At 73.5% G+C, this 18,615-nt stretch carries 20 protein-coding genes; 14 read left to right on the forward strand and 6 right to left on the reverse strand.

Features of this window, described 5'->3' with window-relative positions; translation table 11 throughout:
- Positions 1 to 18: 18 nt before the first annotated feature.
- A complete protein-coding gene (locus ACFQ79_RS01985) occupies positions 19 to 798 on the reverse strand; it encodes a VOC family protein (protein ID WP_383578877.1) in 780 nt (259 codons plus the stop codon).
- Between the two features lie 177 nt (positions 799 to 975).
- On the reverse strand, positions 976 to 1,935 hold the full coding sequence (locus ACFQ79_RS01990) for an NAD(P)/FAD-dependent oxidoreductase (protein ID WP_383578878.1): 960 nt from the start codon (positions 1,933 to 1,935) through the stop codon (positions 976 to 978).
- A 66-nt stretch (positions 1,936 to 2,001) separates the two neighbouring features.
- Between ACFQ79_RS01990 and ACFQ79_RS01995 the strand changes: the two genes are divergently transcribed.
- From ACFQ79_RS01995 to ACFQ79_RS02050, 12 genes are all read left to right on the forward strand, one after another.
- Positions 2,002 to 2,592 carry a helix-turn-helix domain-containing protein gene (locus tag ACFQ79_RS01995; RefSeq protein ID WP_383578879.1) on the forward strand — a complete coding sequence of 197 codons (591 nt, stop codon included), beginning with the start codon at positions 2,002 to 2,004 and terminating at the stop codon, positions 2,590 to 2,592.
- Between the two features lie 68 nt (positions 2,593 to 2,660).
- On the forward strand, positions 2,661 to 3,629 hold the full coding sequence (locus ACFQ79_RS02000) for an NADPH:quinone oxidoreductase family protein (RefSeq protein ID WP_383578880.1): 969 nt from the start codon (positions 2,661 to 2,663) through the stop codon (positions 3,627 to 3,629).
- A complete protein-coding gene (locus ACFQ79_RS02005) occupies positions 3,626 to 4,807 on the forward strand; it encodes an acyl-CoA dehydrogenase family protein (RefSeq protein WP_383578881.1) in 1,182 nt (393 codons plus the stop codon). The genes ACFQ79_RS02000 and ACFQ79_RS02005 overlap by 4 nt, the downstream gene beginning before the upstream one ends.
- Complete coding sequence (locus ACFQ79_RS02010; RefSeq protein WP_383578882.1) at positions 4,804 to 5,910, forward strand: acyl-CoA dehydrogenase family protein; 1,107 nt, start codon at positions 4,804 to 4,806, stop codon at positions 5,908 to 5,910. Before ACFQ79_RS02005 ends, ACFQ79_RS02010 begins: the two co-directional genes overlap by 4 nt.
- Before the next feature lie 175 nt (positions 5,911 to 6,085).
- Positions 6,086 to 7,702 (forward strand): ABC transporter substrate-binding protein, encoded by a 1,617-nt coding sequence (locus ACFQ79_RS02015; protein WP_383578883.1) that lies wholly within the window; start codon positions 6,086 to 6,088, stop codon positions 7,700 to 7,702.
- Positions 7,699 to 8,691 carry an ABC transporter permease gene (locus tag ACFQ79_RS02020; protein WP_383578884.1) on the forward strand — a complete coding sequence of 331 codons (993 nt, stop codon included), beginning with the start codon at positions 7,699 to 7,701 and terminating at the stop codon, positions 8,689 to 8,691. Before ACFQ79_RS02015 ends, ACFQ79_RS02020 begins: the two co-directional genes overlap by 4 nt.
- Positions 8,684 to 9,520: an ABC transporter permease gene (locus tag ACFQ79_RS02025; protein ID WP_383578885.1), complete on the forward strand. Its 837-nt coding sequence runs from the start codon at positions 8,684 to 8,686 to the stop codon at positions 9,518 to 9,520. Before ACFQ79_RS02020 ends, ACFQ79_RS02025 begins: the two co-directional genes overlap by 8 nt.
- Positions 9,517 to 10,530: an ABC transporter ATP-binding protein gene (locus ACFQ79_RS02030; RefSeq protein ID WP_383578886.1), complete on the forward strand. Its 1,014-nt coding sequence runs from the start codon at positions 9,517 to 9,519 to the stop codon at positions 10,528 to 10,530. Before ACFQ79_RS02025 ends, ACFQ79_RS02030 begins: the two co-directional genes overlap by 4 nt.
- Positions 10,523 to 11,194 carry an ABC transporter ATP-binding protein gene (locus ACFQ79_RS02035; RefSeq protein WP_383578887.1) on the forward strand — a complete coding sequence of 224 codons (672 nt, stop codon included), beginning with the start codon at positions 10,523 to 10,525 and terminating at the stop codon, positions 11,192 to 11,194. The genes ACFQ79_RS02030 and ACFQ79_RS02035 overlap by 8 nt, the downstream gene beginning before the upstream one ends.
- Positions 11,191 to 11,823 (forward strand): hypothetical protein, encoded by a 633-nt coding sequence (locus ACFQ79_RS02040; protein WP_383578888.1) that lies wholly within the window; start codon positions 11,191 to 11,193, stop codon positions 11,821 to 11,823. Before ACFQ79_RS02035 ends, ACFQ79_RS02040 begins: the two co-directional genes overlap by 4 nt.
- A gap of 119 nt (positions 11,824 to 11,942) precedes the next feature.
- On the forward strand, positions 11,943 to 12,137 hold the full coding sequence (locus ACFQ79_RS02045; protein ID WP_073905938.1) for a hypothetical protein: 195 nt from the start codon (positions 11,943 to 11,945) through the stop codon (positions 12,135 to 12,137).
- Between the two features lie 183 nt (positions 12,138 to 12,320).
- Positions 12,321 to 13,841, forward strand: coding sequence for a hypothetical protein (locus ACFQ79_RS02050; RefSeq protein WP_383578944.1), 1,521 nt, complete (start codon positions 12,321 to 12,323; stop codon positions 13,839 to 13,841).
- A 59-nt stretch (positions 13,842 to 13,900) separates the two neighbouring features.
- Here the strand turns inward: ACFQ79_RS02050 and ACFQ79_RS02055 are convergent, their stop codons facing one another.
- Entirely contained in the window at positions 13,901 to 14,701 is an 801-nt protein-coding gene (locus tag ACFQ79_RS02055; RefSeq protein ID WP_383578889.1) for a VOC family protein, read from the reverse strand.
- Positions 14,702 to 14,819: 118 nt separating this feature from the next.
- Between ACFQ79_RS02055 and ACFQ79_RS02060 the strand changes: the two genes are divergently transcribed.
- Positions 14,820 to 15,503 carry a formylglycine-generating enzyme family protein gene (locus ACFQ79_RS02060; protein WP_383578890.1) on the forward strand — a complete coding sequence of 228 codons (684 nt, stop codon included), beginning with the start codon at positions 14,820 to 14,822 and terminating at the stop codon, positions 15,501 to 15,503.
- A gap of 15 nt (positions 15,504 to 15,518) precedes the next feature.
- Here ACFQ79_RS02060 and ACFQ79_RS02065 read toward each other — a convergent pair whose 3' ends face one another.
- The 3 genes from ACFQ79_RS02065 to ACFQ79_RS02075 all read right to left on the reverse strand — a co-directional run bounded on the left by ACFQ79_RS02065 (position 15,519) and on the right by ACFQ79_RS02075 (position 17,600).
- A complete protein-coding gene (locus ACFQ79_RS02065; protein ID WP_383578891.1) occupies positions 15,519 to 16,019 on the reverse strand; it encodes an NUDIX hydrolase in 501 nt (166 codons plus the stop codon).
- Positions 16,020 to 16,100: 81 nt separating this feature from the next.
- On the reverse strand, positions 16,101 to 17,042 hold the full coding sequence (locus ACFQ79_RS02070; protein ID WP_383578892.1) for a universal stress protein: 942 nt from the start codon (positions 17,040 to 17,042) through the stop codon (positions 16,101 to 16,103).
- Between the two features lie 156 nt (positions 17,043 to 17,198).
- Positions 17,199 to 17,600 carry a DUF5997 family protein gene (locus ACFQ79_RS02075; RefSeq protein WP_383578893.1) on the reverse strand — a complete coding sequence of 134 codons (402 nt, stop codon included), beginning with the start codon at positions 17,598 to 17,600 and terminating at the stop codon, positions 17,199 to 17,201.
- 64 nt (positions 17,601 to 17,664) lie between these two features.
- On the opposite strand from ACFQ79_RS02075, the gene ACFQ79_RS02080 reads away from it, so the two are divergent.
- The gene (locus ACFQ79_RS02080; RefSeq protein ID WP_383578894.1) at positions 17,665 to 18,507 is read left to right on the forward strand and encodes a LysR family substrate-binding domain-containing protein; all 843 of its coding nucleotides are present in this window, start codon (positions 17,665 to 17,667) and stop codon (positions 18,505 to 18,507) included.
- Positions 18,508 to 18,615: the final 108 nt, after the last annotated feature.

An 18,615-nucleotide genomic window follows, 5' to 3' on the forward strand; every position in this document is an offset into this window, starting at 1 on the left:
GGGGGCGGTGCTGTCCGGTCAGCCCATCGGGGCCGGCTTCAGGACCGCGAAGGCCGCGCCGAAGGGGTCGGCGAGCCAGGCGATGCGGCCCACGTCGGGGATGTCGGCCGCGGGCATCAGGACCGAACCGCCGTTGCCCCGGGCCGCCGTGACGATCGCGTCCGCGTCCTCGACGTCGAAGTACACGATCCAGCGGGGGCCCTCCTTCGTGTCCTGGAGTTCGGCCGCGCCGCCGAAGGAGGCGTCCTGCTGGTCGCCTTCGGCGGTCGAGACGACCTGGTACTTCATGCCGGGCGCGTCCATCTCCGCCGTGCGCCAGCCGAAGAGCGTCCGGTAGAACGCCAGCGTGCCCTGCGGGTCCGCGGTGTGCAGCTCCACCCAGACGAGGGTGTTGGTCGAGGACGTGCGGTCGAGGCCCTTGGTCGTGCCGGGCTGCCAGATCGCGAACCGCGCGCCGCCCGGGTCGGTGAGGGCGGCCATCCGGCCCGCCTCCATGACGTCGAGCGGCGCGAGGCGTACGGCTCCGCCCGCCGACTCGGCGTCCTTCGCCGTGGCGTCCGCGTCCGGGGTCTGGAAGTACACGGTCCAGGCGCTGGACGCGCCCTGCTCGGTGAGCGGTCCGAGCGCCGCGACCGTGCTGCCGTCCTGCTGGAGGAAGCCGTATCCGCCGGCCTCGGGACCCGCCGAGCGGAACTCCCAGCCGAAGACGGCGGTGTAGAAGGCGGCCGCCGCCTCCGTGTCCGGGCTGCCGAGGTCGATCCAGCAGGGGGAGCCCTTGGTGAACTGCGTACCGAGCATGGGAGGTGTCCCGTCCTTCCGTGAGCCGTCGTCCGTGTGCCGTGCCGAGCGCCGCGGACCCTCGTCCGTGTGCCGTGCCGTGCCGAGTGCCGTGGACCCTCGTCCGTGTGCCGTTTCCGGCCACCGTGACCGATCCTCGTCCCTCTGTCCCAGGGGCGCAGCCTCAACCGCCCCGGTTCATCCGACCGGCCGACCGGCCGCCTTCTCCTCCAGGTCGCCGAAGACCAGCTCGCTGTTGAGCGCGGCAGCGGCCCGGTAGCCCCGGCTCACCGCGTTGACCACCTGCTCCTGCGGACCCGTCACGTTCCCCGCCGCCCACACGCCCGGCACGCTCGTCCGCCCCACCTCGTCCACCACCACGAACTCCCCGAACGGGGTCTCGCGCAGCTCCGCGCCCAGCTGCCGCAGCAGCCCGTCGCGGGCCGCCAGGCGGGTGGCCGCCGCGAAGACCACCGAGCGGGCCACGGTCCGCCCGCCGGCGAGCCGTACCCCGGTCAGCCGGTCGTCCTCCACGGCGACCCCGGTCACCTCACCGCGCTCGACCCGGACGCCCGCCGCGTCCAGGAGCGCCGCCTCGTGCTCTGACGGCTCGGCCGAGGTGTGCAGGAACAGGGTCACGTCCTTCGACCAGTGCGCCACCATCAGCGCCTGGTGCGCGGGCATCGTCGGATGCGCGATCACCCCGAAGGCCTCGTCGCGGACCTCCCAGCCGTGGCAGTACGGGCAGTGCAGCACGTCCTGTCCCCACCGCTCGGCCAGCCCGTCGATCACCGGGAGCTCGTCGACGAGCCCGGTGGTGACGACGAGCCGCCGCGCGCCGACCGTCTCCCCGTCCGCGAGGGTGAGGACGAACCCGCCCTTCCCGTCCATTGCCGCGCCCGTCACCTCACCGGTCCGCAGCTCGACCCCGTACCCGGCGATCTCGGCCCGGCCGGCCGCCAGGTAGTCGGCCGGGTTCATGCCGTCCCGGGACAGGACGCCCTGCATGTGCGCGGTGGGCGCGTTCCGCGGCTCGCCGGCGTCGACGACCAGGGTCCGGCGCCGCGACCGGCCCAGGACCAGGGCGGCGCTGAGCCCCGCCGCGCCCCCGCCGACCACCACGGCCTCGTACATGTCGTTCTCCAGGTCTGCGTTCATGGGCCGAGCGTCACCCGGGTCCACGGGATGAGCAAGCGAGCTTGCCGTTTCTGCAAAACTGGACGTATGACCGAAGACGACCGCATGGACGCCGTGCTCAACGAGGTCGGCCCCCGCCTCCGCCGGGTCCGCCGCGACCGCGGGGTGACCCTGGCCGAGCTCTCCGCGGACACCGGAATCTCCGTGAGCACCCTCTCCCGGCTGGAGTCCGGGCAGCGCAGACCCAGCCTCGAACTGCTCCTCCCGCTCGCCCGCGCCCATCAGGTGGCGCTCGACGAACTGGTCGGCGCCCCGGCGACGGGCGACCCCCGGATCCGGGCGAAGCCCATCGTCCGTCACGGCCGCACGATGTACCCGCTGACCAGGCAGCCCGGCGGCCTCCAGGCGTACAAGGTCGTCCAGGAGAAGCCGCAGCAGGAGGAGCCGGAGCCCCGCGTCCACGAGGGCTACGAATGGCTGTACGTGCTCTCCGGGAGGCTCCGGCTCGTCCTCGGGGAGCACGACGTCGTCCTCGGCCCCGGCGAGGCGGCCGAGTTCGACACCCGCGTCCCGCACTGGTTCGGTCCGACGCCCGACGGCCCGGTGGAGTTCCTGAGCCTGTACGGGCCCCAGGGGGAGCGGATGCACGTCCGCGCCCGCCCGAAGAAGTCCGGCTGAGTGGTTCCCCTCGGATCAAGCGACCGCTTAGTATGCGACCGACCGCTCGGTACGGAGGAGGCTTCCGGATGCAGGCATGGCGTGTGTACGAGAACGGGGAACCGCGCGCGGTGATGCGCCGCGAGGAGGTGGCACCGCCCACACCCGGCGACGGCCAGGTCCTCCTCAAGGTCCGCGCCGCGAACGTCAACTTCCCCGACGCGCTGCTCTGCCGCGGCCACTACCAGATCCGCCCCCCGCTGCCCTTCACCCCCGGCGTGGAGGTCTGCGCCGAGACCGAGGACGGCCGCAGGGTCATCACCACCGCCGCCCTCCCGCACGGCGGCTTCGCCGACCACGTCCTCGCCGACGCCGCCGGGCTGCTCCCCGCCCCCGATTCGCTCGACGACGCCGAGGCCGCCGCCCTCCACATCGGCTACCAGACCGGCTGGTTCGGCCTGCACCGCCGCGCCGCCCTCCAGGAGGGCGAGACCCTTCTGGTCCACGCGGCGGCGGGCGGTGTCGGCAGCGCCGCCGTCCAGCTCGGCAAGGCCGCGGGCGCCACCGTCATCGGGGTCGTCGGCGGACCGGAGAAGGCCGCCGTCGCCCGCGCGCTCGGCTGCGACGTGGTGATCGACCGGCGCTCGGAGGACGTCGTCGCCGCCGTCAAGGCCGCGACCGGCGGCCGCGGCGCCGACGTGATCTACGACCCCGTCGGCGGCGAGGCCTACCAGCAGTCCGCGAAGTGCGTCGCCTTCGAGGGCCGGATCGTGATCGTCGGCTTCGCGAGCGGCACGGTCCCCGCGCCCGCCCTCAACCACGCCCTGGTGAAGAACTACTCGGTCCTCGGCCTCCACTGGGGCCTCTACGCGGCGAAGGACCCGGCCTCCATCGGCCGCTGCCACGAGACCCTCACGGCCTACGCGGCCAAGGGCCTCATCAAGCCCCTCATCGGCGAGCGCGTCCCGTTCGCGGGCGCGGCGGACGCCGTCCAGCGCGTCGCCGACGGCACCACCACCGGCCGCCTGGTCGTCCTCCCGGAAGGAGTCCGCGCATGACCGACGCCGAGGACCTCCTCGTACGCACCGGGAAGCTGCTCGACGAGCACCCGCCCGCCACCACCGACCGCACCGACTTCCTGCGCGCCCGCTTCGACGCCGGACTCGCCTGGGTGCACTACCCCGTCGGACTCGGCGGACTCGACGCGCCCCGCGCGCTCCAGGCCGTCGTCGACGCCGAACTCGCCGCCGCCGGAGCCCCCGACAACGACCCGCGCAAGATCGGCATCGGCCTCGGCATGGCGGCCCCCACCGTCCTCGCCCACGGCACCGACGAGGTCAAGCGGCGCTTCCTCCGGCCCCTCTGGGTCGGCGAGGAGGTCTGGTGCCAGCTGTTCAGCGAGCCCGGGGCGGGATCCGACCTCGCCGCGCTCGCCACCCGGGCCGTCCGCGACGGCGAGGACTGGATCGTGGACGGGCAGAAGGTGTGGACCTCCAGCGCCCACACCGCCCGCTGGGCCATCCTCATCGCCCGCACCGACCCGGACGCGCCCAAGCACCGGGGCATCACCTACTTCGTCTGCGACATGACCGACCCCGGCGTCGAGGTCCGGCCGCTGCGCCAGATCACCGGCGAGGCCGAGTTCAACGAGGTCTTCCTCACCGGCGTCCGCATCCCCGACGCCCACCGCCTCGGCGAGGTCGGCGACGGCTGGCGGGTCGCCCAGACCACCCTCATGAACGAGCGGGTCTCCATCGGCGGAGCCCGCATCCCCCGCGAGGGCGGCATGATCGGGAAGGTCGCCGCGACCTGGCGCGAGCGCCCCGAGCTGCGCACCCACGAGCTGCACCGGCGCCTCCTCGACCACTGGGTCGACGCCGAGGTCGCCCGGCTCGCCGGGGAGCGGCTCCGCCAGCAGCTCGTCGCGGGCCGACCCGGCCCCGAGGGCAGCGCCATGAAGCTCGCGTTCGCCCGTCTCAACCAGGCCATCAGTGGCCTGGAGGTCGAACTGCTCGGCGACGAAGGCCTGTTGTACGGGGAGTGGGAGATGCGCCGCCCCGACCTCGTCGACTTCACCGGCCGCGACGCCGGCTACCGCTATCTGCGGTCCAAGGGCAACTCGATCGAGGGAGGCACCAGCGAGGTGCTCCTCAACATCGTCGCCGAGCGGGTCCTGGGCCTGCCGCCCGAGCCCCGCAACGACAAGGACGTCGCCTGGAAGGACCTCGCCCGATGACGGAATCGTCAGCACCGACGGAACAGCCGCTCGACCTCCTCTACTCCGAGACCGAGGACGACCTGCGGGCCGCCGTCCGCGCCCTGCTCGCCGACCGGGCCGGCCACCAGGCCCTCCTCGGCCGGATCGAGACGGACAGCCCCTACGTCCCCGGTCTGTGGAAGTCCCTCGCGGGCGACATCGGCGTCGCCGGACTCCTCGTCCCGGAGAAGCTCGGCGGCCAGGGCGCGAGCCACCGCGAGGCCGCCGTCGTCCTGGAGGAGCTGGGCCGCGCGGTGACCCCGCTGCCGTACCTCACGAGCGCGGTGGTGGCCACCGAGACCCTGCTCGCCCTGGAGGGGGAGAGCGACGCGGCGGCCGGACTCCTCGCGGAGCTGGCGGGCGGCCGTACGGTCGCGGCCCTCGCCGTACCGCTGTCGACGGCGCCCGACGCCGAGCTCCCGCTCGGCGGACCGGTCGCGGCGGTGGCCGACGCCGGCGCCGCCGACGTGTTCCTCGTCCTGCGGGCCGACGGTCTGTACGCCGTACCCGCCGACGAGGCGACCGTCGAGCCGCAGACCCCGCTCGACCTCACGCGCCCCCTGGCCACGGTCACCACCGGCGCCGGGAGCGGCGCCCGGCTCGCGGGCCCCGACGCGGCCCGTGCGGCGGTCCGGCGCGGGCTGCTCGCCGGGGCCGGACTCCTCGCGTCGGAGCAGCTCGGCCTCGCCGAGTGGTGCCTGGAGGAGACCGTCCGGTACACCCGTGAGCGCCATCAGTTCAACCGGCCGGTCGGCTCCTTCCAGGCCCTCAAGCACCGGATGGCCCAGCTCTGGCTGGACCTGGTCGGGGCCCGGGCGGCGGCCCGCGCCGCCGCCGACGCCCTCGCCACCGGCAGCGCGGACGCCCCGCTGCTCGTGGCCGTGGCGCAGGCGTACTGCTCCAAGGCCGCCGTCCGGGCGGCCGAGGAGTGCGTCCAGCTGCACGGTGGGATCGGGATGACCTGGGAGCATCCGGCGCACCTGGCGCTCAAGCGGGCCAAGTCGGACCAGATCGCGCTCGGCTCCACGGGCCGGCACGAGGACGCGATCGCCGCCCTGGCCGGCCTGGCGCCGCCGGCCTAGCCGGTACGGCGCCGCACCGCCGGCCGGTACGGCGCGCCGCCTGCCTGGCAGGCACCGCACCGCCGGCCGGCCCGAAGACCCCGGTAAGGGGCCGCTGCGTCCACACCCCTTTACATACTGTTTAATTGCAAGCTGTTCGCAATAACAGTTGATCTCCAAAAGGGGTGTGGACCCGATGACCGCCCGATTCCTCCGCGGCACGGCCGCCGCGACGCTCGCGGGGGCCACGGCCCTCACCGCGGCGGCCTGCACGAACCCCGGCTCCACCGCCGGGGCCTCCGGCGGACCCAAGGATTCCGCGGTCGTCGGCATCGCCTACGAGCCCGAGACCCTCAGCCCCCTCCTCGGCTACGGCAAGGACGGCAACTCCAAGATCTTCGACGGGCTCCTCGCCTTCGACGCCGACATGAAGCTGAAGCCGGCGCTCGCCACGAAGCTGCCGGACATAGCCGACGACGGGCTCACCTACACGTACACCCTCCGCGACGGGGTCACCTTCAGCGACGGCGCCCCGTTCACGGCCAAGGACGTCGTCTTCACCTACCGGACGATCCTCGACCCGAAGACGAACAACGCCTCGCGGACCGAGCTCGACGCGCTCAAGAGCGTCGAGGCGGTCGGCGACGACACCGTCGTCTTCCGCCTGAAGTACCCCTACGCGCCCTTCGCCGAGCGCACCGTCCACGCCATCGCCCCCGAGCACGTCGCGGCGAAGCAGGACGTCAACACCGGCGCCTTCACCACCAAGCCGATCGGCACCGGCCCGTACGTCCTCACCGGCTGGTCCAAGGGCGAGAAGCTCAGCTTCAAGGCCAACCCGACCTACTGGAACGGCGCGCCCGCGGTGAAGAAGTTCACCATGGCGATCATCAAGGACGACGACGTCCGCGCCACCCGGCTCCGCGCCGGCGACCTCGACGGCGCGATCCTGCCGCCGAACCTCGCCGCCGGATTCAAGGGCGACAAGGCGAAGAAGACCTGGCAGGCGAAGACCTACGACTACCGCACGGTCACCCTGCCCACCCACAACGAGGTCGCGGGCGACACCGACGTCCGCCGCGCCCTCGACATCGCCGTCGACCGCCGGACCATGGTCGACAAGATCCTCGAAGGAGCCGGAAAGCCCGCCTACGGGCCCGTCCCCACCGACAGCCCCTGGTTCGCGAAGGGCACCGAGCGCCGCCACGACCTCGCCGGCGCGCAGAAGATCCTCGACGAGGCCGGCTGGAAGCCCGGCCCCGACGGCATCCGCGTCAAGAACGGCGTCCGCGCCTCCTTCCCGCTCTGGTACCTCTCCGGCGACAAGCTCCGCCAGGACCACGCCCTCGCGTACGTCTCCGACGCCAAGAAGGCCGGCATCGACATCAAGGCCCAGGCCGGCACCTGGGAGGTCATCGAGCCCCGGATGAAGAGCGACGCCGTCCTCGCCGGCGGCGGCGCGCCCGGCGACCCCGACTTCGACCAGTACCTGCTCCTGAAGTCGAGCCTCGCCGGCGACGGCTTCAACAACATGGCCTGGTACGACAACAAGACCGTCGACCGCGCCCTCGACGAGGGCCGCCGCACCGACGACCCCGCCAAGCGCCGCGCCGCGTACGACACCGTCCAGCGCGAACTGGTGAAGAACCCCGGCTACACCTTCCTCACCCACATCGACCACCTCTACGTCGTCGACGACGCCTGGGACGGACCGAGCACCCAGACCGAGCCGCACGACCACGGTCTCGCCTCCGGCCCCTGGTGGAACGTCGAGAACTGGAAGCCGAAGCCCGCCGGAGCGACGAAGAAGTGAAGCGCCGCCTCCCCTGGGGGCCCATGGCGCGGATGACGGGACGGCGCGCCCTGGCCGCCGTCCCCGTCCTCCTCGCCGTCACCTTCGCGGTGTTCGCCGTCGCCGAGGCCTCCCCGTTCGACCCCGTCAAGGCCTACGCCGGCACCGCCGGACTCACCGCCTCGCAGGAGAACCTCGACCAGCTCCGCGCCAACCTCGGCGTCGACCGCCCCCTCCTGACCCGCTGGTGGGAGTGGCTCACCTCCGCCCTCACCGGAGACCTCGGCGACTCCGCCGTCATGCGCAGGCCGGTGGCCGAGGTCATCGGCGAACGCCTCGGCTGGTCCGTCCTCCTCGCCGTCACCGCGTTCCTCGTGGCCATCGCCCTCGGCACCCTCCTCGGCGTCCTCGCCGGGCGCCGCCGCGGCGGCCTGATCGACCGGGCCGTCAGCTCCCTCGCCTACACCCTGGAAGCCGCACCGGCCTTCTGGCTCGGCCTTCTCGCCATCTGGTTCTTCGCGCTGCAGCTCGGCGCGCTGCCCGCCGGCGGACTCACCGACACCGCGAGCGACACCGTCACCGCCGACCAGGTCGCCCGCCACCTGGTGCTGCCCGCGCTCGTCCTCGGCGTCTCCCAGCTGCCCTGGTTCTTCCTGTACGTCCGCCAGGGCGTCGGCGACGCCCTCGACGAGGACCCCGTACGCGGAGCCCGCGCCCGCGGCCTGCGCGAGTCCACCGTCCTCACCGGCCACGCCCTCCGCTCCGGAATGCTGCCCATGCTCACCCTCATCGGCTCCCGCGTGCCCGAGCTGATCACCGGCGCCCTGCTCGTGGAGACCGTCTTCAGCTGGCCCGGCATCGCCGCCGCCACCGTCCAGGCCGCGACGTCCGTGGACTTCCCGCTGCTCGCCGCGCTCACGGTCCTGGCCACGGCCGCCGTCCTCCTCGGCAACCTGCTCTCCGACCTCCTCTACGGACTCGCCGACCCGAGGGTGGGCTTCGATGGCTGACCCGCGCACCCACCGCCTGCGGCTCTGGAGCTCCGCCCTCGTCGTCGGCGTCGTCCTCCTCGCGGTCCTGGTCGTGCCGCCGCTCGCCCAGCTCGACGAGCAGGCCGTCGACCTCTCGCGGAAGCTCCTCCCGCCGTCCTGGGAGCATCCCTTCGGCACCGACGACCTCGGCCGCGACCTGCTCCTGCGCTGCGTCTACGGACTGCGGATCTCGCTGCTCGTCGGCCTGGTCGCCGCGCTTGTGGCCACCGTCGTCGGCACCGCCGTCGGCGCGGCCGCCGGGGCGCTCGGCGGCTGGATCGACCGCACGCTCATGCGGCTCGTCGACGCCTTCTCCTCCGTGCCGCACCTGCTGCTCGGCATCTTCGTGGTCGCCCTGTTCCGGCCCGGCGTCTGGCCGGTGATCGCCTCCGTGGCCGTCACCCACTGGCTCTCCACCGCCCGGATCGTGCGCTCCGAGGTCCTCTCCCTGCGCACCCGGCCCTTCGTCGAGGCCGCCATCTCCGGCGGCGCCACACGATGGCGCGTCGCCGTCCGCCACCTGCTGCCCGCCGTCCTGCCGCAGGCGGGCCTCGCGGCCGTACTGATGGTCCCGCACGCCATGTGGCACGAGTCCGCGCTGTCCTTCCTCGGCCTGGGCCTCCCGAGCCACCAGGCGAGCCTCGGCAACCTCGTCCAGAACGCCCGCTCCTCGCTCCTCGCCGGACACGGCTGGCCCACGCTCTTCCCCGGGCTGCTGCTCATCGTCCCGACCCTCGCCATCGCCGGCCTCGCCGGAGTGTGGCGCGACCGCCTCAACCCGCGCCGCCGATCGGAGCTCATGCTGTGACCGCAGAGAACGTGCTCCGCGCCCTCGAGGCCGTCTCCGCCGGGCGGGCGGAGGACGCGGTCCTCAGCGTCCGTGATCTGAGCGTCCGGTTCCGGCTGCGCGGCGGGCGGACCGTCGAGGCCGTCAGCGACGCCGCCTTCGACCTCGGCGCGGGGGAGTGCCTCGCCCTCGTCGGCGAGAGTGGCTGCGGCAAGTCCGTGCTGGCCTCCGCCCTCCTCGGGCTGCTGCCCGGCAACGCCGAGACATCCGGTACGGCCCTGCTCGCGGGCCCCGGGGGCGCCGACACGACCGATCTGCTCGCGGCCGACGAGAAGATCCTCGCCCGCACCGTGCGGGGCCGCCGCGTCGGGCTCGTCCCGCAGAGCCCGGCCGCCCATCTCACCCCCGTCCGCACCGTACGGTCCCAGCTGGAGGAGACCGTCCGCGCGCTCACCGGCACCTCCCGCCGGGCCCGCCGCAAGGCCGCCGAGGACGCCGCGGAGCGGGCCGCGTTCCCGTCCGGGCACCTCGACCGGTACCCGCACGAGCTGTCCGGCGGACTCGCCCAGCGCGCCGCCACCGCCCTCGCGCTCATCGGCGACGCGCGGCTCCTGCTCGCCGACGAGCCGACCACCGGCCTCGACCGCGACCTCGTCGACCGCACCGTCGACGAACTGCGCCGCCACGCCGACGACGGCCGCGCCCTGCTCCTCATCACCCATGACCTGGCCGCCGCCGCGCGCATCGCCGACCGTGTCGCCGTCATGTACGCGGGCCGCATCGTGGAGATCGCCCCCGCCCACCGCTTCTTCGGCCCCGCCGGCCCCCGCCATCCCTATGCGCGGGGACTGCTCGACGCGCTGCCCGACCGGGCGTTCACCCCCATCGCCGGCATGCCGCCGGAGCTCTCCGCCCTGCCGGAGGGCTGCGCCTTCGCCCCGCGTTGTCCACTGGCCACCGAACTCTGCTCCACCCGGCCGGAGTTCACGGCCAACCTGGCCTGCCACCACCCGGAGCACCCCCGTGCTTGAACTCGACACCGTCACCGCCGGATACGACCGCCGCGCCCCCGTCTTCCGGGGTGCCTCGCTCACCGTGGCCCCCGGAGAGTCCGTCGGACTCCTCGGCCCCAGCGGCTGCGGCAAGTCGACCCTCGCCCGGGTCGCGGCCCTCCTCCACCGCCCGGACGCGGGCCGGCTCGTCCTCGACGGCGCCGAGGTCACGGCCTGGCGGCACCGTGCGCCGCGGGAACTCCGCACCGCCGTCGGCGTCGTGTTCCAGCAGCCCCGCACCGCCGCCGACCCCCGTCTCACCCTCGCCGACCTCCTCGTCGAACCCCTCCGGGCCACCGGGCGGCGCGCCGAGGCGGCGGCCCGTCTCGCCGAACTCGCGCCGGCCGTCGGCCTCACTCCCGACCTGCTCGGCCGCCGCCCGCACGAGGTCAGCGACGGCCAGCTCCAACGCGCCTGCCTGGGACGGGCCCTGGCCCTGCGTCCCCGCTGGCTGGTCTGCGACGAGATGACCGCGATGCTCGACGCCTCCACCACGGCCGCCCTGGTCGCGGCCGTCGAGACCTACCGCGAGGAGACCGGCGCGGGCCTCCTCGCCGTCGGCCACGACCGGATCCTGCTGCACCGCTGGTGCGACCGTACGGTGGAGTGGAAGGACTGCCTGCCCGCCGAGGAGGGACCGTGACCGTGGAGTCCCCGTGGACGCCCGCCGCCGATGACGACCCCCTGGACGGTCTGCGCGCCGCCCTCGCCGCCGCCCCCTGCGGCTACGAGCCGCGGTCCGGGTACCAGGACGCCTGCTGGATCCTCCACCCCGTGTACGACGAGGGTGTACGGCTCTGCTGGGACCAGGTCCTGGCCCGGGAGGGCCGGCGGCTCGCCGACTGGCCGGGCACCCTGTCGTACCTGGTCTTCGAGGGCGTGACGGGCGCGGACGACCTGGAGGGACCGGATCCGGCGGAGCTGGACCGCGCCACCCTCGCCCGGCTCGTCGGGCACCTGGCGAGGAGCGGACCTTCGGGGTACGACACCCCGTGCGGCGCCGCCCAGGCCCCCGTGATGCACCGTCCGGGTGAGCAGCCGGCCGCCCGGCGAGGCCGGCTCGGTGACGCGCTCGCCCACCACGACGCCATGCCCGAGTTCCGGTTCCCCGCCACCTGGTGGGCGGCCGACGGGAGTTGGCTCGTCCTCAGTGACGTGGACCTGAGCGCGACCGAGGTCTTCGGGACCACCGCGCTGATCGAGGGACTGCTGGCCGACCCGGAGCTCGACGCCGTCCGCAGGCCGGGCGTCGCCGAGACCCTCGGCGGCTGAAACCGGCCGAATCTCACCCGTATGGCCGCCCCGCCATTCGCCCGGACGGACCGCGCATTCCGTCACACTGTCCGCCGAACGCCGCAATTCCGGTGCGGCGACGGAGGGACGTGAACGCGATGGCCGTTTCCATTTCTGTCGTGGTGCTGCTGCTGGTGCTGGCCGTGATCTTCCTGCGCAACGGTGGACTCAAGGTCACCCATGCGCTCGTCTGTGCCCTGCTGGGCTTCTTCCTCGCCGGCACCAGCATGGCGCCGACCATCCACAACGGGGTCGCGGCCACCGCCAACGTGGTCTCCAGCCTCAATCCGTGATCATCGGCCGATCATGAACTGCCTGTGAAACAAGGGGCAGTTGCATGTACATCTCACGGACTCGGGCCTAGCGTCGGCCGCCGGCGCGACAGTTTGTCAGCAACCCGAGGAGCCGCATTGGCCACGCATCCGCCCCGAAGACGAGCCCGCGCACTCACACTGATCGCGGTCGCCGCCGCCGTGATGGTGGGGTCCGCCCCCGTCGCCCAGGCCCAGGAGATCCCCCTCGGCCTCGGCCACCGCCTGGTGGAGCACTACGAGGGCGCCCCCGCCACCGCACAGCCCGTGCCGGGCAAGGGCACCGCCCAGCACCCGTACCTCGCCCCCAACGGGCGCAGCGGCATGCACGCCGACGGGGCGGGCAGCGGCACCCACCCCTACCCGGGGCCGCTCGGCCGCGCCCCGCGCGTGGACAGCGAGAAGATCGCCCCGGTGGGCGGCGAGTGCGCCACCGTCACCTTCGACTCCGGCGGCCGGCTCGTCACCGTGTGCGGCACCTTCAGCGGCTTCCTGCTGAAGCTGCTCGACCCGCGCACCCTGGACACCCTCGCCGAGTACAAGCTGCCGCAGCGCTCCTCCACCGTCGAGGCCATCACCCGCCTCGACTTCGAGAAGATCTTCAAGGACACCTCCGGCGGCGCCTACTTCTACCTGGACAACCAGGACCGCGTCGTCCTCGCCGACTCCCGCCAGCACATCCAGCGCATCGCACACCGTCAGAAGGCGGACGGTGCCTGGGAGTTCATCGTCGAGAACGACTGGGACCTCACCTCCCTCGTCCCGCACGACTGCGTCACCTGGACCAACCTCTTCCCCAGCGGCGTCTGTGATCCCGTCACCTCCGTCATGCCGGACTGGCAGGGCCGCATCTGGTGGGTCACCCGCCTCGGCCGCGTCGGCACCGTCGACCCGGCGACGGGCGCGCTGCGTGCGATCCGTCTCGACGGCGAGGAGATCCAGAACTCCTTCTCCGTCGCCGAGGACGGCGTCTCCCTCGTCACGGACCACGCCCTGTACAGCTTCGACGCCGACGCCGACGGCGTCCCGCGGGTGCGCTGGCGCGAGACGTACGACCGGGGTACCGGCACCAAGCCCGGCTCGGTGAACCAGGGTTCGGGCACCACCCCCGACCTCTTCGGCCTCCACGACGAGTACGTCGCCATCACCGACAACGCCGACGACCGGATGAACGTCCTCGTCTACCGCCGGGGCGCCGACGTCCCCGCCGCCGAGCGCCTCGTCTGCAAGGTGCCGGTCTTCCGCCCGGGGGCGTCCACCACCGACAACTCGCTGATCAGCTGGGGCAACAGCCTCGTCGTCGAGAACAACTATGGCTACGAGAACCCGAGTACGCTCCTCCTCGGACGCAGCGTCGTCGGAGGTGCGACCCGGATCGACGTCCGCGCCGACGGCAGCGGCTGCGACACCGTCTGGGAGAGCGACGTCCGCTCGCCCTCGACCGTGCCCAAGCTCTCCACCGCCAACGGACTGCTCTACTTCTACGAGAAGCGTCCCAACTCCTGGGGAATCGACGCCTGGTACCTCACGGCCGTCGACTTCCGCACCGGCGACCGGGTCTTCAGCCGCTTCACCGGCACCGGCCTCGCGTACGACAACAACTGGGCCCCGATCACCCTCGGACCCGACGGCACCGCGTACATCGGTGTCTTCAACGGCATCGTCGCAGTCCGCGACGCCGCCTGACCCGCACACGGCCGCCCCGGGACCGAGGTCCCGGGGCGGCTCGCGGCCTCCCGTACCGGTCAGACCATCTCGGGCATCTCGCCGACGGTCGTCCTGACGTCGATCACGGCGAACGCGGCACCCTGCGGGTCCAGGATCGCCGCGAAGCGGCCGAACGGACTGTCCATCGGCCCGAACACCTTCCGCCCGTTGAGGCGTTCGGCCGCCTCGACGGCCTTGTCGCAGTTGTCGACGGCGAAGTACACCTGGATGTACGAGGGGATCTCCGGCGGGAAGTCCTCCGCCGTCATCACCATGCGCCCGAGCACCGGGTCGGCGCCGAGGTCGAAGACCCGGTAGTCCATGTCCTCGTCCTGCATCTTCTTCGAGTTGTAGCCGAAGACGGCGGTGTAGAAGGGGTCGGCCTTCGCCGGCTCCCGGGTGAAGACCTCGGCCCAGACGTAGGCGCCGCTCTCACCCTCCAGCTCGAAGCCCTCGTGCCGCCCCGCCTGCCAGATCCCGAACACGGCGCCCGCCGGGTCCTGCGCCAGGCACATCGACCCGAAGTCGCCGACCTGCATCGGCTCCATCAGGACGGTGCCGCCCGCGGCCTTGATCCTCTCCGCCGTGGCGGCGGCGTCGGGAGAGGCGAAGTACAGACACCAGGCCGACTGCGCCTCGCCGTCGTCCTGCCCCGGCATCGGCGGGACGACCGCCGCGACCGCCTTCCCGTTCCGGTACGCCTGCGTGTAGTTGCCATATTCCGTGGAGGACTCGCCAAAGGTCCAGCCGAGCACGTCGCCGTAGAACGTCTTGGCAACCTCGACGTCCTTGAACATCGCGTCGGCCCAGACAGGCGTGCCCTCAGGTCGTACGGCCATGACGGTGACTCCCGTTTCCGATTCGATGATGTGTTCCTGTGAGCCACGCTAGTCACGCTCGCCCCCGCCCGCTCGGTGACACGACGCGGCACTTCCGAATGCTGCGACCATCGGGGCCATGAGGACACAGGGGGACCACAGGATGATCGAGGTGCCGGCCGGCCGGGTCACGCTCTCGGACCGGCGTACGGAGCGGAGCTGGGCGGTCGACGTCCGCGCCTTCGCCCTGGGCGCCGCCCCCGTCACCCGGGGACTGTACGAGCAGGTCATGGGCACCGGACCGAGCACCGCGCACGGCGACCGGCTGCCGGTCGAAGGGGTGTCCTGGGGCGACGCGATCCGCTTCTGCGACGCGCTGTCCGTGCGTGAGGGGCTCCGCCCCGCCTACCGCGTCCCGGCGGACGACACCGACGCCGAGGCGCCCGACTGGGACCGGACCGCGGACGGCTACCGCCTCCCCACCGAGGCCGAATGGGAGCACGCCTGCCGCGCCGGGACCACGGAGGCCCGCTACGGCCCGCTCGACGAGATCGCCTGGCACCGCGGCAACTCCGGCGAACGCCTCCACGAGGTCGGCGGCCGGCGGCCCAACGACTGGGGCCTCCACGACATGCTGGGCAACGTCTGGGAGTGGTGCTGGGACGTGTACGACGCCGAGGTCTACGGCGGCTACCGGGTGCTGCGCGGCGGCGGCTGGTTCGACGAGCACTGGAGCTGCCGCGCCTCGGTACGCCGCCGCAGCCACCCGACCCTGCGCATCGACGACGTCGGCTTCCGGCTCGCCCGCACCCTCCCGGGCTGAGCGGGCCCGGGCGGGTCAGCCCGGCAGCCGGCCGAGCGCGTACCGGTGGAACGGCCCGTCCGGCAGCGGCAGCTCCGGCCGCCACATCCGCAGCACCTGGGCGGACGGCAGGAACAGCGCCTCCGGCAGACGGTCGGGCTCCGTCCACTCCCAGCGCTCGATCTTGTCCGGCTCGGCCACGGCCGGCACGCCACGGAAGCCCCGTACCGCCGTCGCGGCGGTCATCCGGGTCATCCGCGCGGAGGTGATCGAGTCCAGGACCAGGCCGATCACCTCCACGTCCGCGGCGTCCGCGACGAGCGTCGTCTCCTCGGCCAGCTCGCGGACCGCCGCGTCCTCCACGGACTCGCCCGGCTCGACCTTCCCGCCCGGCAGCTCCCACACCCCGGAGCGATGCAGCCCGAGCAGCACCCGGCCGGCCCCGTCGGTCACCACGACCCCCGCGCCGAGCGAGGCCTGGGCGGGCGGCGGCTGGACATTGCGCTGGGCGGCGGCGGCCTCTTCGGCGGTACTCATGGCACCCCTTCTACCAGCAGCGTTCCCCGCGCCACAACGTGAAGGAACCGGCGCGGGGCGGAGTCGGCGGAGGCACAGCCTTCAGGCCGGGGGCACCGGCGGAACCACCGCGACCGGGCAGTGCGCGTGGTGCAGCACCGCGTGGGCGACCGAGCCGATGAGCAGCGAGCCGAACCGATGCCGGTGGTGACGGCCCACGACCAGCAGCCCGGCGTCCCGCGAGCCCTCGACGAGGAGGCCCGCCGCGTCCCCCGGCACCACCGCCGGGACCAGCCCGACCTTCGGCCGACGCGCGGCGAAGGGCCGCAGCCGCTCCTCCTGCTCCCGCTTCGCCTCCCGCACGAACTCCTCCGCGCGGTCGGCGAGGGGCAGCGTCGGGGGCACCTGGAGCGCCGGGGCAGGGGCCACGACGGGGCTGGTCGGCTGAGGCGGCAGCCTGACGGCCGTCACGGCCTCCAGCGGTACGCCGCGGTGCCGCGCCGCCTCGAAGGCGAAGGCCAGCACCTCGTCCGGAGTCTCCTCCGGGTGCAGCCCGAGCAGCACCCGGCCCGCCTCCGCCCCGCCCTCGAGCGCGGCCGCACGCGCCTCGTGCGGGACGACGACGAGCGGGCAGGGCGCCGTGGCGGCGAGGGTACGGCTGGTCGAGCCGAGCAGCAGGCTCGCGAAGCCGCCGTGCCCCCGCGAGCCGGTCACCAGGAGCCGCGCGCCCCGGGCCGCCGCCGGCAGGGCGTCGGTCACGGAGCCGTCGAGCGACTCGTACCGCACGGGCATGTCGTGCCCGCGCTTCTCGACGACGGCCCGTACGGCATCCATGACCGTGTCGGGCAGCTCGGGGGACGGACCGAGGGAGGCGATACGGGCGGCGCCGAGCTGGAGGGCGTCGGAGCGCACGTGCGCCACGACCAGCGGCGCTTCCAGGTGCTCGGCGGCGCTCAGGGCCCATGCGAGGGCCCGGAGACTGTGCTCGGAACCGTCCACGCCGACGACGACCGGCGGCTCGGACGCGGTGTTCGTGTCACTCATGGGGGAATGACTCCCGCGGCCGGGCGGGCGCCACACCGGTCACGGGCGGCCACGTCCCGCCCGGCGGGGAGACGGCACCGGACCGGTCCCGACGGCGACGCCATCGGGACCGGTCCGGTGGTCAGGCGATCAAGCGCAGTGCCGGCGGTGAACCGATCAGGCGCCCTGCTCGCGGCGCGCGGCGCGCTCCGCGTCGCGCTCCTTGATGCGGACGGTCTCCTTGCGGACCTCCGCCTGGGTGGCGCGCTCCTTCTGCAGCCACTCGGGCAGCTCCTGCTGGAGCTCCTCGATCTGCTCCGTGGTGAGCGGGTCGGTGATGCCGCCGCGGGCGAGACCGGCGATGGAGATGCCGAGCCGCTGCGCGACCACGGGGCGGGGGTGCGGACCGTTCTTCCTGAGCTCCTGGAGCCAGGCCGGGGGATCGGCCTGGAGCTCGTTCAGCTCGGTGCGCGAGACGACACCCTCCTGGAACTCTGCGGGGGTGGCCTCGAGGTACACACCCAGCTTCTTCGCCGCGGTGGCGGGCTTCATCGTCTGGGTGCTCTGGTGCGACGTCATGGTGTCAAGGGTATCGAGCGTGCGGGCGAGTTCCGACCACGGCAGCTACCGGTAACCTGGCGGAGTGACAGGCTCGGACGCTTCCCCCGCGGATTCCCCCTCTTCCCCCTCCTCCTCCCCTTCCTCCTTCAGGCTCGCCTACGTGCCCGGAGTGACGCCCTCGAAGTGGGTACGGGTCTGGAACGAGCGCCTGCCCGACGTACACCTGACGCTGCTCGCCCTGACGCCCGCCGAGGCATTCGGCGCCCTCCGGGAGGGCACGGCCGACGCCGGTCTGGTCCGGCTCCCCGTCGACAGGGACGACCTGAGCGCGATCCCGCTCTACACGGAGACGACGGTCGTCGTCATCCCCAAGGACCACCTGCTCGCGGCGGCGGAGGAGGTCACGGTCGAGGACCTCGCCGAGGAGCTCGTCCTGCACCCGCTCGACGACACCCTCGGCTGGGAGCAGCCGCCCGGCCTCCCGGCGAACGAGCGCCCCGAGACGACCGCCGACGCGATCGAGCTGGTCGCGGCGGGCGTGGGCGTGCTCGCCCTGCCGCAGTCGCTCGCCCGGCTGCACCACCGCAAGGACCTCACGTACCGGACGCTGACGGAGGTCCCGCAGTCGCGGGTGGCCCTGTCCTGGCAGGCCGCGGACGAGGCTCCCGACCTGGTGGAGGAGTTCATCGGCATCGTGCGCGGCCGCACGGTGAACAGCACCCGGGGCCGCCGCGCCGAGGCCCAGAAGGGCCAGAAGCAGCCGAAGGACCAGAAGGAGCGGAAGTCCGGCGCGAAGCCCGGCGGCCGGTCCGGGAAGCCCGGTGCCGGTTCGCGCACGGCGGGCAAGCCCGCGGCCCGGAAGCCCGGCGGCGCCGGAGGCTCCGGCCGCGGCCGGACCGGCGGGAAGCCCCGCAAGCGCTCCTGAGGCCTATCGGCCCGTGGGCCCGCACCGGCGGCCGCCCCGTCCGTACGGCGGACGCGGCCCGCTCCCGCGGGCGGGTGCTCGGCATACTGACCCCTCCTGATCATCGAG

Source organism: Streptomyces sp. NPDC056480 (genome assembly GCF_042795405.1).
In the GTDB taxonomy this organism is placed as follows: domain Bacteria; phylum Actinomycetota; class Actinomycetes; order Streptomycetales; family Streptomycetaceae; genus Streptomyces.